This is a genomic window from Henriciella algicola (assembly GCF_003576245.1).
GTDB classification, from domain to species: Bacteria; Pseudomonadota; Alphaproteobacteria; order Caulobacterales; family Hyphomonadaceae; genus Henriciella; species Henriciella algicola.
In genome coordinates, this window is sequence record NZ_QWGA01000003.1 from 1,263,544 (window position 1) to 1,276,882 (window position 13,339).

At 64.9% G+C, this 13,339-nt stretch carries 10 protein-coding genes; all 10 read right to left on the minus strand.

The window, feature by feature from the left end; genetic code table 11:
* Window positions 1-150: 150 nt before the first annotated feature.
* The 10 genes from D1222_RS06730 to D1222_RS06775 all read right to left on the minus strand — a co-directional run bounded on the left by D1222_RS06730 (window position 151) and on the right by D1222_RS06775 (window position 13,247).
* Window positions 151-744, minus strand: coding sequence for a hypothetical protein (locus D1222_RS06730; RefSeq protein WP_119453419.1), 594 nt, complete (start codon window positions 742-744; stop codon window positions 151-153).
* 274 nt (window positions 745-1,018) lie between these two features.
* Window positions 1,019-1,309: a GIY-YIG nuclease family protein gene (locus D1222_RS06735; RefSeq protein ID WP_119453420.1), complete on the minus strand. Its 291-nt coding sequence runs from the start codon at window positions 1,307-1,309 to the stop codon at window positions 1,019-1,021.
* A gap of 299 nt (window positions 1,310-1,608) precedes the next feature.
* Window positions 1,609-2,400 carry an SDR family NAD(P)-dependent oxidoreductase gene (locus tag D1222_RS06740; protein ID WP_119453421.1) on the minus strand — a complete coding sequence of 264 codons (792 nt, stop codon included), beginning with the start codon at window positions 2,398-2,400 and terminating at the stop codon, window positions 1,609-1,611.
* A gap of 339 nt (window positions 2,401-2,739) precedes the next feature.
* Complete coding sequence (trxA, locus tag D1222_RS06745) at window positions 2,740-3,093, minus strand: thioredoxin (protein WP_267896085.1); 354 nt, start codon at window positions 3,091-3,093, stop codon at window positions 2,740-2,742.
* A gap of 18 nt (window positions 3,094-3,111) precedes the next feature.
* Complete coding sequence (gene addA / locus D1222_RS06750; RefSeq protein ID WP_182481883.1) at window positions 3,112-6,621, minus strand: double-strand break repair helicase AddA; 3,510 nt, start codon at window positions 6,619-6,621, stop codon at window positions 3,112-3,114.
* Entirely contained in the window at window positions 6,614-9,715 is a 3,102-nt protein-coding gene (gene addB / locus D1222_RS06755) for a double-strand break repair protein AddB (protein ID WP_147371825.1), read from the minus strand. Before addB ends, addA begins: the two co-directional genes overlap by 8 nt.
* Window positions 9,691-10,410 carry a nucleotidyltransferase family protein gene (locus D1222_RS06760; protein ID WP_233348539.1) on the minus strand — a complete coding sequence of 240 codons (720 nt, stop codon included), beginning with the start codon at window positions 10,408-10,410 and terminating at the stop codon, window positions 9,691-9,693. The genes addB and D1222_RS06760 overlap by 25 nt, the downstream gene beginning before the upstream one ends.
* Before the next feature lie 176 nt (window positions 10,411-10,586).
* Window positions 10,587-11,711 carry an aminoglycoside phosphotransferase family protein gene (locus tag D1222_RS06765; RefSeq protein ID WP_233348540.1) on the minus strand — a complete coding sequence of 375 codons (1,125 nt, stop codon included), beginning with the start codon at window positions 11,709-11,711 and terminating at the stop codon, window positions 10,587-10,589.
* Entirely contained in the window at window positions 11,674-12,129 is a 456-nt protein-coding gene (gene tsaE / locus D1222_RS06770) for a tRNA (adenosine(37)-N6)-threonylcarbamoyltransferase complex ATPase subunit type 1 TsaE (RefSeq protein WP_119453426.1), read from the minus strand. Before tsaE ends, D1222_RS06765 begins: the two co-directional genes overlap by 38 nt.
* Window positions 12,129-13,247 carry a cystathionine gamma-lyase gene (locus tag D1222_RS06775; RefSeq protein ID WP_119453755.1) on the minus strand — a complete coding sequence of 373 codons (1,119 nt, stop codon included), beginning with the start codon at window positions 13,245-13,247 and terminating at the stop codon, window positions 12,129-12,131. Before D1222_RS06775 ends, tsaE begins: the two co-directional genes overlap by 1 nt.
* Window positions 13,248-13,339 lie beyond the last annotated feature (92 nt).

Consider the following 13,339-nt stretch of genomic DNA (forward strand, 5'->3'; position numbering starts at 1 on the left):
ACAGGCTCAGGGTGAGGTTCGTTGCGAGATATACTTTCCTCCCAAGGGTCCTCATCCTGAGCCTGTCGAAGGATGAAGCGGCAAAAAAAACCTGCGCGTGCGGCCACAGACCCGCCGGATCTGTGGGATGTGGCCCCGAATGTCCCCCTTCTAGCTCGTATCGAACCAGTCGCGCAGCACGTCATTGCCGTGCAGCATGAGGCTGGTTGTGAGGAGGGCAAGCTGCGGGGCGGCGCGATGCTGGCCGGCCAGCGGCAGGATGACAGGGCGCGGCTCACCTTCGGTTTTGAGGCGGTCAAGGATGCGCGCCATGCGCCGGGCGAGCGGCATCGGGTTCTCAAGGTGGAGCAGGAGTGTACCCAGACGGTGCAGCAGTGGTGCACTGGCGGTGTTTCTGCGTGCGGGGGCCGTGTGCAGCGCGCGAAGCCGCTCAAGCGGTGTTCCGGCCTGGCCAATCTTTGGCAGGAGGTTGAAGGCGCCTGCTCTGGTTCTAGCGTTTTGGGGCCCGCGCACCTTTGGGGTGGAAGGTGCTTTCGCGGGCGGGGCCAGCTCGACTTCTGAAGCAAGAAGCAGGATCAGGCGGCGCAGCAGGATCTCAATAAATCTGATCTGCCTACGGGCATAGCGCGCGAGCGCCTGCGTCACCTCTGGCCTGAAATCCACGCTCAACCGGTCCATCACCTCCACGACCGCGGCGCGGACAGTGGAAAAGCCTTCCTCGATGAAACCGGTGAGCTGGGTCATGCGAAGGAGGATAGGGCAGGGTGGTTTGGGGTAGGAAAGTGTGGCTACTCTTGGTGGGCTATCGACGCTGGCCACGCACCATGGATGCCTGCCTTCGCAGGCATTTTCGGGAGGGTGGTTTCTGGTTCTTTGAGGTTTTCGGTTCCTTTCCGGAGACCCCTGCGCAGGCAGGGGTCCATGATGGGGCTTTTGAGAATGTGAACTGGCTCGGCTGGAGCACTCTGGATACCTGCCTTTGCAGGTATCTTCGGGAGGGCGGGGCTTCGGAGCGGGTTCAGTGGTTGAGTTTGAGGTAGAGGTCGAGCCAGTCGGGGTTTTCGGTTTCGATCAGCTTGATCTTCCAGGCGCGTTTCCATGCCTTGATCTGGTATTCGCGCGTCTTGGCGCTGTCGCGTGAATCGTGGGGTTCAAGCCAGACGAGGCGGTGGACGGCGTATTTGCGGGTAAAGGCGGCGCCTTGACCTTGTTTATGCTCCCAGACGCGTTTCGAGATGTCGTCGGTGCTGCCGGTATAGAGCGTGCCGTTTTTCTGGCTGGCGAGGATGTAGACGTAGAATGGTTTCATTCTGTCTCATCCTGCCGCCGTCGATACCTGCGCAGGCAGGTATCCATGGATGTAACTTGAAGGCAAGCGCTTGGGTTGAAGGGGCCACCTTGGATGCCTGCCTTCGCAGGCATTTTCGGGGAGTCGGTTTTAGTGTTTCGAGGCTTGTGACGCCCTGCCGCAGAGCCCTGTGTGGTTCGGCATGCTCACCATGAGGGACAGGGGTCCATGGAATGAGCTCTTAAGCAAGTGCCTCATTGGGAATGAGCACTCTGGATACCTGCCTTCGCAGGCATCTTCGGGATGTGGGCGCTTATCCCTCAAGCATTCTTGATCGTCAGGCCGCCGTCGACCGGGATGTGGACGCCGTTGAGGAAGCTTGCGGCTGGCAGCACGACTGAAAGCGTCATATTGGCGACTTCTTCGGGGATGCCGTAACGGCGCAGCGGCACGCGGCGCTTAGCGTAGATGGTCTTGTGCTCTTCGGAGATGCCAGCGGTGATGCCGGTGCGGATGGGGCCGGGGCAGATGCAGTTGACGGTGATGTCCATGTCTTCCTCACGGCCGAGGTCGCAGGCGAGACCGCGCGTCAGGCCGATGACGCCATGCTTGGCAGCGACATAGGGTGAGTTACCGGGGGTTGCGCCGAGGCCTTCGGTGGAGGCGACATTCACGATGCGGCCGAACTTTGCCTTGCGCATATAGGGCAGGGCCGCGCGGATGGCGCGCTGATGGCTGGTCAGCATAACATTGATGCTGGGGCCCCAGCTGTCCTCATAGCTTTCTTCGGCGACATTGGCTGGGATGGCGAAACCTGCATTGTTAACGAGGATTTCGAGGCCGCCGAAATGCTCGGCCGCTTCCTTCACGACGCGCTTGATCGCCTCGCCGTCCCCGACATCCATGGCCCAGCCTTTGACGTTCTCGAAGCCGGCGGCCTTGATCTCTTCCACGACCTTGTCGACGGCGTCCTGCTTGAGGTCAGTCACAGCGACATTCGCGCCTTCATGGGCGAAGAGGTGGGCAGTGGCCCGGCCCATGCCGGAGGCGGCGCCGGTGATGAGGGCGGTCTTGCCTTTGATCGAGCGGGAAAGCGGCTGGTACGGCTCCATGGGCGGGTCTCCTCCGTGACGTTTTTCGTTGAGGAAGGCGTAGGGGGCAAGCGGGGCTTCGTCCATGGGTGACGTGTGGGGAGGGTTCGGCCTGAGCGGCCACGCTTACCTGTGCCGTCATCCCGGAATTCGCTTCAGCGAATATCCGGGACCCATGGCGGTTGAGGTTTCGCTTACCATGGGGGGCTGGGGCGTTGGCGATTGATGGAAGGTCGGGACAGCCACTTGCTTAGGCGCCCTCACCCCTGACCCCTCTCCCAAGGGAGAGGGGAAGACAAGAAAAAGCCCGCCGCGGTTTGGCCGGGCGGGCTTTTCCTTGTCTGGCAGGTCCGCGCGCGTTTACGCGCTTTCCTTGATCCATTCGGCGATGCGTTGTTTGGACATCGCGCCGAGATGGGTGGCGGTGACTTTGCCGTCCTTGAACATCATCAGGGTTGGCAGGCCGCGCACGCCGAATTTGGAGGCGGCGACGGGGTTTTCGTCGACATTGATCTTGGCGACTTTCACCTTGTCGGCCATTTCCTCAGCCACGGCTTCGAGGTGGGGGGACATCTGCTTACACGGTCCGCACCACTCGGCCCAGAAGTCGACCACGACCGGCTTGTCACCGGCTACGGCGTCTTCGAAATTGTCGTCTGTAATCGTTTCGGCGGCCATTTGTGCCTCCTTTGCTCGTTGTCTGCTCTTATAGATAGGAATTGTACGGATTCTTCAAAGGCGGCCAGCTAAACGCTCCAATGAGTTCTGCAATAAGCTGGCAGGGAGCTCGAAGAGGACGGGGCCGTCTGTATAGAGCAGGCCCGCGCGGACGGTGCGCCTTGGCCAGGTCTCTGACAAGATGTGCGTATAGGCCGCCATCTGGGCGATGTAGGACGCGTCGACATCCTCCACGCGCGCCGGGGCGGGGCGGTCAGTCTTGTAATCAATGATGAGGACTTCTGTGTCGCTGACGACGAGGCGGTCGACCCGGCCATTGATGATGGTGGCGCCGGAGGCGGTGTCGATTTCACCGACGATTGCGGCTTCGGAGCGTCCGCCCGGGGCGAAGACGTGGCTGAAGCTGTCATTGCTGAGCGTGCGGAGCGTGACGGTGAGGATTTCAGCGCGGGCAGTGTCATCGAGCTCTGCGTGCCGGTCGAGCCAGATGCGGGCGGCGGCCTCGCGGGCCTCCGGGGTGAGTTCTGGCAGGTATTGCAGCAGGGTGTGGATGAGCTTGCCGCGCTTGAGGGCCGCGGCGCGGGCCGGGCCGAAAGGCTTTGAAACGGGCGCCGTGTCCGTCAGCAGGCGGCTTGGCGCGCGGATGCGCGTGGTGGGGCCGGTGCCGGGGGCTTGCTGTTTCGTCCAGAGGGGGGCGGCAGGCGGGGCCGCGCTGGCGCCGCTATCTGGCGTGACGGACGGCTGGACCTCGCCATAGGTGAGGGTCTCCTCGGCATCTCCGCCGTCGCCGCCGGTGAGCGACAGCATGCCCTGCCGGCAGAGCGCGTACCAGGAGGTGTCGCCATAGCCTGCGCCAGATTTCCAGCCATGATGGGCGCCCGCAATGATGAGCCGGTCCTCTGCGCGGGTGAGTGCAACATAGAGGAGGCGGCGGGACTCGCGAGCCTGTGCCGTCTGTCGGGCAAGGCGGCGGGCGGCGATGACGGGCGGGTCTTCGGCAGCCCGCTTGGAATAGACCGGAATGCCGCCTTCCAGCATGAAGAGCCCGTTCGTGTCGGCTTTTTCTGCGCCGGTCGTGTCCGGCAGGATGACGATGGGGGCCTGCAGGCCCTTGGCGCCGTGGACGGTCATCACGCGGATCTCACCATTGGCTTCGGCAAGGTCGCGTTTGAGCTGGCTCGTATCGCTTTCGATCTCGGCGAGGAAGAGCTGGAGGCTGGCGGCCTCGCCCATGTCATAGCCAAGTGCGCGGTCGATCAGGGCGCTGACCGGGTCGCGGGCAGGCTCTCCGAGCCGCTGGATGAGGCGGTCCCAGCCTGAGAGTCCGTTCTCGCGGCGCGTCGTCAGGGCGCGGGAGAGAAAGTCGAAAGCGGGCAGGTGGCGGTGGGCGAGGAGGTCCTCGCAGAAGGCGCGGGCCGGGGCGAAGACGGGGTCGGTCGCGGCCTGCAGCCGGTCCCAGAGGCTCTCATTCCTGCGCTTATAGGCGAGCGGGAAAAGGTGGTTGTCGTCGTCGATGAGGCCGCAGAAGGGCCCGCGCAGGATCTCGGCGAGGGTCAGGTCATCGGACGGGAAGAGGGCGAAGCGGATGAGGTTCAGGCAGTCCTGCACGCCGATATGGTCGAGCAGGACGAGGCGGTCTGCGCCCGCGACGGGGAGGTTTTCATCCTTGAGGGCGCGGATCAGGGCATTGAACAGCGCGCCGCGTTTTCTGACGAGGATGAGGAAGTCTTCGGGGCGGGCGCCTTCTTGTTGTCCTTTGCGCCAGACAGGCTCACCCACATCGACCATGCGGCGGATCTCGGCGGCGACCTGTTTGGCGAGTTTGTTCTTGGGCGAGCTCTCGCTGATATGGTCGAGCGGGGCGTCCCATGGGTCGCCCTCTTCTTCCTCAGTGTGCGGCGTGATGGGCCAGAGATCGACGCGGCCGGCCTCATTGCTGCGTTTGGCGACATGGGTGAGGGCGTCGGCCTCATCAGGGGGCATGTCGGAGAAGGGGTCGCCTGCGAAACTGTCCTGATTGAACACCGCATCGACGAAGCCGAGCACTTCGGGCGTCGAGCGGAAGGACATGGTCATGTCCGGCAGGTTGGCCTGTCCGTGACGCGACTCTTCGGCGCTGATGAAGGCCTGTTTCTCCTGCAGGAAGCGTTCAGGGTCTGCGCCCTGGAAGGAGTAGATGGACTGTTTCTTGTCCCCGACGGTGAACTGGGTTCGCGGGTCGACGGCGCGCTCTGCGCCCATGCCGGCTCGGAATTCAGTGACGAGGGCGTTGATCAGCACCCACTGGCTGGGGCTGGTGTCCTGCGCCTCATCAAGCAGGATGTGGTTGAGCCCGCCATCGAGCTTGTAGAGCACCCATTCGGCGATGCCGGGGGCGGTGAGGAGGCTCTTGGTGCGCTCGATCAGGTCATCGAAATCGAGGGCGGCGCGGGCGCGTTTTCCGGCCGCGTAGCCCGCGAGGACCGGCAGGCCGATATCGATCAGCGCGGCGGTCGTCTCATAGGCGCGGCGGGCTTTAAGGCGCTCCAGCAGGTTGCGGATGCGGAAGGCTTCGCTGCCGTCGCCATCTTTCATCTGGTAGAGGGCGGCGGCTTCGGCGCAGAGGTCACCGATGGCCTTGGTGTAGGGGTTGGACTTTTTCCAGTCGCCAGCCTGGGTGAGGAAGAGGCTGCAATAGGTCTCGAACCGGTTTTCTGCTGGGCGGGCTGAGAGGCAGTCGACCAGCTTGTCCATCAGGTCAGCGTCGGTCTTCTTCAGGCTGGTCTCGCCGGAGAGGATTGTGACGAGCGACTGGATATCGGCGCGGGGGAGGTCGCGGCCCATCGCGTTCTCGACCAGTTCAGTCGCGCTTTCACTCGGGGCATCGAGAGCCTGTTTGACCTCAGCCTTGAGCGCTTCCGGGTCGCGGCCGGTAAGGTCAGTGGCGACGCTGCGCAGCGCGGAGAGGATGACCGATGCGCCGAGGCCGCCGCCAGCTTCGGAGAGGACGGCGAGGGCGTCCGGATTGGTGTCGGCAGCGTGGAGAATCTGCTCACGCAGCGCGTCGGTCCAGAGTTCGTCAGCCTCGCGGTCCTCGATCTCGGTGAAGCCCGGGGAGACGTGGGCTTCGAGCGGGAAACGGCGGAGAATCCGTGCGCAGAAGGCGTGAATGGTCTCGATGCGGAGACCGCCGGGTGTTTCGAGGGCTTGCGCGAACAGGGCGCGTGCGGCGTCGAGGTCGCTGGCCTCATAGGTGTCGGCCGGGCGGTGTTCGAGTTCGGCAAGCTTGTCGCGCAAGGTCGCATCATCGGCGACCGACCAGCTACCGAGCGTGCGGAAGAGGCGGCCAAGCATCTCGTTCGCGGCCGCCTTGGTGTAGGTGACGCAGAGGATCGTGTCTGGCGCGGCGCCGGGGCGGCCGCCATCGCGGCGAAGGAGCAGGCGGGCAACGCGGTCGATCAGGACCTTGGTCTTGCCGGAGCCTGCATGTGCCTCGACCCAGGCGGAGCGATCCGGAAGGGCGGCGTCGGCCTGCGCCTTCTGCGCGCGGGCATAGGGGGATGGAAAGTCGATCACATCAGTCATCGCCGCTCTCCGATATCCATTCATCGCGGCGGGCAAGGCGGGCATAGTCGGAGCCATAAGTCGCCCAGATGGGGCGCGGCATGCTGACATAAGGGTGAGCCGGGTCAGCAAAGCGCGCGATGAGCTGGGTCACGCCGGCGCGGGTTTCCTCGATGATTTCCTCGAGGGGCTTTTCAGGGATGGAACGCCCCGTACCGTCTCCGATATTGCGGACAGCGAACTTTGAGCCGAAACGGACATAGGTGAGCGCAGAGACGTTGTCGCTGCGAAGCTTGATATCATCCTTCACCTCGAACCCGTCGCCGAGCGCGATGATGGCCGAGAGGGGCATTTGCGGGTTGAGGCCCGAGCGCACCTGTTTCTCGGATGGCGGATCACCTGTCTTGAAGTCGAGAATGGCGATGGAGCCGTCCTGATGACGCTCTACCCGGTCAGCATTGGCGGTGACGGTGAAGCGGCCTTCGGGCATTGCGGGGGCAGTGAGGTCTGTCTGGCCGGAAATTTCGGTGTGGACGCGCCCGGCGATGAGGTGAAGGCGCCCTGCGCGCCAATCGAGATATTCTGCGGCGACTTTCCTGCGGACCGATACGCCGCCGAGGATGATCTCTTCAAGCTCCCCAGCGCTGCGAAGTTCATCCTCGATCAAAGCGACAAGGCTGTCGGTTGACTTCTCGACGCCGTCATCCTCAAACTTTTCTAGGGCCGCGTGGATGGCGGTGCCGCGTGGGCGGGCATCGACGGGCATGTCGAGCGGGTCGAGCGGATAGAGGCCGAGCACTTGCTGGGCGTAGATCTTGTAGGGGTCGCGGATGAGGTCTTCGATCCGGGTGACCGAGAGCTTTCTGGGCCGCGCCTCAAGCGCCGGGGTGGGGCGTGGCTCTGATGTGTAGTCGTCCGGCAGGGCAGGGGCCTCGCGCAGCGAGGTGAGCCAGTCGCGCGGGTCGGCGCCCTCTGACGGCTCAAGGACGCGGGCGGCCTCTTCCTCACCGAGGGCACCGCGAGCGAGCGTCGTCAGCCTCCATATCCACCGCGAGGCGACCGCTGGGGCGTCATCCCGGCGCCGGGCGCTGATCAGGGTCACATTCGGGGCAGCTGCCATTTGCGCAAAGTCATGCGCCGAGAGGCCGATACGCTCATCAGGGTCAGCGAGGCCGAGCTTCTTGCGGAAGTTGCGCGGCAGGAAGGCGTCCGGCGGCGGCTGCTTTGGCCAGACATCCTCATTGAGGCCCGCGAGGATGAGCCGGTCGGCACTTTGCAGGCGCGCTTCGAGCGGACCCCAGATGGCAAGGCGCGGATGGTCGCCGCCGGCATCGCGGACGCTGATGGTCTGGCAGTAGGATTTGAAAAGCTCCGCCCAGATTTCGGCAGCGGCTGGCTCAAGGCTGTCGCAGATGTCGGCAAAATCGCGCATCGCGGTGGAGAGGGCCGCGCCATCCTCGCCCGCCCAGGGCAGCGGCGCATCGCCAAGGTCTGCCATCAGATCGCTAACGGCTTCGAGAAAGCGGCGGCCGGAAATGGTCTCACCATCGGGGCCGAGCCCTGCGCTGGCAAGTCTCTGCTGGAGGTCAGCGACGATCCGGTGAGACGGCGCGGCAAAGTAGGGCTCTGGCCGTCCGCGCAGCTCTGCCTGATGACGCGCTTCCTTGTCGAGCCGGTCGATATGGGTTTCGAGGCCTTCGAAGTCTTCCCAGCGACGCGGGCCGCGCAGGATGTAGCGTTCCAGCGTGTCGAGGTCTTCGGTGGGCGTGACCTGCCTGTGCTTCAGCACGGCAAGCATGAGCGCCGGGTGGGTCGGGTCACTCGCCCAGTCCATGGTGAGGGCGGCAAGGCTGCCAGAGCGGGTCTGCAGGAGCGGCGTGCCGCCGGACGGGGCAAGATCGACGCCCCAATGCTTCATCAGGGAGGAAACGCGCCGGGCAAGGCCTGCATCTGGCGTCACGAGGGCAGCGGTTTGGCCCTCGCGCTCCAGCGTCTCTCGCAGGAGCAGGGCGGCGCACCAGGCTTCGTCCTGCTCATCAGCGGCTTCGAGCAGGGTGAGGCCGGAAAAGCCGTCGCGGGCGAAGTCTGCGCGGGAGCGGGCGCCTGCAAGTTCATCCAGACGAGTCAGCCAGCCTGCGGTTTCGCTGGCCGGGGCGAGCGCTTCGTGGATCAGGGCGCGGCGGGCGCGGGCTTCATTGCTGTCTTTCAGGCCCGGCCATGGTGCGACTTCGTCGGGCAGGTAGCCGAGCCGGTCCAGTGTGCGGGCGAGCGCAGCCTGCGGGTGGCTCGGCGTCTCGACGATCTGGTCCATGGAGGCGCGGGTGAGGTCCCGGTCGAGACCCGGCAGGACGATAAGGGCGCGAGGCAAATGAAGGGCCGCCGTCATCAGCGCAAAAGCGGACGGGTCGGCGCCGGTGGAGCCCGCGATAATGACATCGCCGCGCGGCGGTCGCGTCTGCCAGCTCGAAGCTGTTGCCTCTGCCGCGGCGAGGCGGCGGGCATAGGGGTCCATGCGCTGCTGGTCTTCAAGGCTGGCGGGCCAGGCCTGCGTGATGATCTTCAGGAATTCGACTGATTGCTGCCAGTGGACGGCGAGCTGGCGCTCTTCCACCAGCGTATCGAGAAGGTCCCAGTTGATCCCGCCGCTGAGCGCGGCCTGATCGAGCAGGCGGGCAAGTTCGCCAGCAGCCGCAAGCGCGGATGCGGGCGGGACGGGCGTGCCCTGTTTCTCATAATATGCAGAGACGAGCCGCGAGAGCTGGCCAAGGCGTTCGGCGCCAGACAGGGCAGGCGGCAGGTCGGCGAGGGCCGATTCGACGCCGGGGGGCGGCTCATCATTTTCGAGGTCACCGAGCGGGCGGATTTCCGGCATCAGCAGTGTCTTCACGCCTGCCGCGCGATAGATGGCGAGGGCGAGCGCGCGGGCAGACCGCCGGTTCGGCACATAGATCAGATCATCGGCAAGCGCGTCCGGATGGGCAGCGGCGTCCTTTTCCTCGACAAGGGCGCGCGCAAGCTCATTCAGGAAGTTCGCGCCGGGCGGGATGGTTCGAAGTCGCGGCGCACCGGGAGCAAATAGGCCGGGCCCGCTCATGCGCCGAAGCACCTCAGCCACATTTCGGCATCCTTGAGGGATTTCGGGTCGCCGACATGCAGCCAGAAGCGGTCGAGGGGTAGGCCCTGCATCCGCTTTTTCTCAAGCAGGCCAGACCAGACGCGGAAGGCGGAGAAAGGCTCTGGCGGGTATTCGGCATAAAGGGCGGGTTTTGCGATACGCAGGCCCGCATAGGCCCAGGCTGCTGACGGGTCATCGCCGCGATGGGTGATGAGGCCGTCATCGGACAGGTGGAAGTCGCCCTTGCCGGAAAAGCCGAGACAGCGCTCACGGTCAGCCAGCAGCAGGATTTCGTCGGCGTTCGCCGGGTCATAGGCGTCGGCCAGCGCCTTGAGCGGTGCGCTGTCGCCGGGCGCCCAGAAGGCGTCCGTGTTGACGACAAAGATCGGGTCTTTGCCGAGCAGGCTGGCGGCTTTCGAGATGGCGCCGCCGGTTTCCAGCACTTCTTCGCGTTCGTCGGAGAAGACGACTTCGACCCCGCCAATACCGCGTGAATGGGCCTCGACCTGATCGGCGCACCAGTGCGTGTTCACGACGAGGCGTTTCACGCCTGCCTCAATGAGCGGTTCGATCTGGCGGTCCATAAGGCGTATGCCCGCGACTTCGATCAGCGGTTTGGCTGTCGTGTCGGTCAGCGGGCGCATGCGGGTGCCAAGGCCTGCGGCGAGGATCATGGCGGTGTGGGGGATGGTCATAAGTGGCTATCCTGAGCGTTGGTCCCGCCGATACGATCCGAAGACCCCTGCGCAGGCAGGGGTCCAGCATGGTCCCTCACATTCAGCGCTTTGAAAAATGGGTTGCACCATGGATGCCTGCCTTCGTAGGCATTTTCGGTAGGTGGGCTCGAGGAGCGAGTTGAAGTCTTCACGTTTCACGCGTCCTCAAAAATGAAGGGCGCTGTGTCGGCGACGAAGGCGGCCATGCCGGCGGCGGCGGGGTGTTCGAGGTTGCGGGCCAGCAGCTGTTTCTGGCGCGGCAGGAAGAGCTTGTAGCGGGCCTTGCCGTCACGCTCGATCAGGCGGGCGAAGATGCCGACGATGCGGAGGGCATTGAGCGTGCCGATAATGGCGAGGCGTTCGAGGAAGTCGGCCTCTGCCTTGCCGGTCCTGTCGAGATAGGTGCGGATGGCCGCCGATTGCGCGGCTGGGGAGACAGGGCGGCGGGCATCCTGGACCAGCATGGCCATGTCCCATGCGTCCCAGCCGACAACGGCGTCCTGAAAGTCGAGCAGGCCGACACGCGCGCGGCCATCACGTTCTGGCAGCCAGATCAGGTTCTCGGCGTGATAGTCGCGCAGGGTGAGCTCTCGCGGGAAGGCCTGCGCGCGCTCGGTCAGGGCGGCGAGTTCGCTTTCCCAGCGCGCATGATCGGCGTCCGAGAGTGACATGCGCGGGTCGAATTTCGGGTACCAGTTGGCAAACAGGCTGGCATTCACATTGAGGGCCAAAGTGTCGAAATCGAGGATCGGCCATGTCCGCTCAAGCGCGGTAAGCTCTTTCGGGATGTCGAGGGCGTGGAGGTCTGCGAGTGCGCTCGCGGCGGCGGTGTAAAGCTCCACCTCGTCGGCGCCCTTCTCGATGAGACGCGCAAACTCTTTCTGGCTGCCGAAATCCTCGATCACCGCGAGGCCGAGGGCGGCGTCGCCTGCAAGGACTTCCGGCGCGCTGAAGCCATTGTTGCGGAGCCAGCCACCGATCGCGGCGAAGGCCTCGACGCGGGAGGCGGCAAGGCGTGACTGCTTGTTCCAGCCGCCTGCGAGGCGTTCCTCGTCACTCATATCCGGCGTGCACGGATCATCTTCGACCAGCGGGGCGTCCATGAGGAGGGCGGCTTCGCCATCAGCGCGCGACAGGCGGCCATAGCGGCGCGTCGAGGCGTCGGCATTCAGCCAGTCGAGACGCGCATCGGCCCAGCCGGCGCGGGTGAGAAAGGCCTCGATCTCGGCCTGCCTGTCTGCGTCAAATCCCATGGAGTCGAGACTGCCAGTCTTCGCCATGCGGTTCCAGCCTTGCTGTGCGACCTTCGGCGGTTTGTTCGAGGGTGAGGTCGAGCCGCCAGGCGGGGAGGTTGTCTCCCGCCTTGAGTGGCCATTCGATGAGGGCGAGACCGCCTGCGGTTTCGTCCCAGCCAAGCTCTGTCACCTCATCCGGGTCTTCGATCCGGTAGAGGTCGAAATGGTAGATGGTGAGGCCGTGCGCATCGTAGGTCTGGACCAGCGTATAGGTCGGGCTGGGTACTTCTGTCGGGGTGCCGCGCAGGGCCGAGATGAGTGCGCGCGAGAAGGTCGTCTTGCCTGCGCCAAGCCCGCCATGAAGGGCGATGACATCGCCTGCCTTGAGGTGCGGGGCGAGGCGGGCGGCAAGGCGCGCGGTTGCGGCCTCATCAGCGAGGTGAAGTTCGAGACTGTCGGCCATCAGAGCGTGTCCAGTGTCTGGCTGACGGCGGCCAGCAGGGCATCTGTCGGCTCACAGCCTGCAGAGAGGCGGACATAGCCGGGCGCGACATCATCGCCCCAGCGGGCGCGGCGCTCCCCGCTGGTCTGGATGCCGCCAAAGCTGGTGGCGTGGAAGATGGCCGGGCAGTCGTCGATGAAGCGCTCGGCGGCCTCTTCGCTCCTGAAGGTTGCGCCGAGCACGAAGCCCGGGCGGACCATCTGTTTTGCGGCGATGGCGTGGGAAGGGTCGGTTTCGAGGCCGGGAAAGCGGACAGCGGACACGGCGGCGTGGCCCTGCAGGAGGCGGGCGAGGGCGTCTGCATTGGTGCACATGCGTTCCAGCCGAAGCTCCAGCGTCATCAGGCCGCGATAGGCGAGATAGGCTTCGGCAGGGCCGGGGGTTGCGCCGGAGAGCTTGCGCCACTGGCGCACGCGCTCAATCAGGGCCTCATCCTTTGAGGCGACGTGGCCGAACAGGACATCGGAATGACCCGCGAGCGCCTTGGTGTCCGAGGCAACCACCATGTCCGCGCCAAGGGCGAGCGGGTCCTGCAGGAGCGGCGTCGCGGTGGTGTTGTCGACGCAGACTTTGGCGCCGGCAGCATGCGCGCGCTCACAGATCGCCTTGATGTCGCAAACGTCGAGGCCCGGGTTGGAAGGCGTTTCCAGCCAGACAAGGTCAAAGCCTGAGAGGTCGTACCCGTCCATCTGGCGGGTCGGGACGAGGACCGGCTCTATGCCGTGCTGGCGCAGGAAATCGTCGATCAGGACGCGGACGGTGTAGTAGCCATCAGACGGTAGCAGGACGCGCGCGCCGGGGCCTGCGAGCGCCATGAGGGCTGCGGTGACGGCGGCCATCCCGCTTGGAAAGCAGATGGTGGGCGCGTTTTCTAGCGCGCCGATCGCGTCCTCAATGGCCTGCCAGCCGGGATTGTCGAACCGGCCATAGGGGAAGGGATGGTCAGGCGCGCCGGGCAGGGCATATTTGGCGGCATTGATGATGGGCGGGGCGAGGGGATCGCCCTTGGCGACCTTGCGGGCGCGGCCATGCAGCATGTCGAGCACGCGGTGCGCCGCCTGATTGGCTTTTGTGGACATGTATCGGCCTCCGGCGCCTGCGAACTTGACCAAGCGATAGCGTGACCGAAAGCCCTCTTCAAATAGGTTTGCAGCTTGGTCTAGAAGAAGGG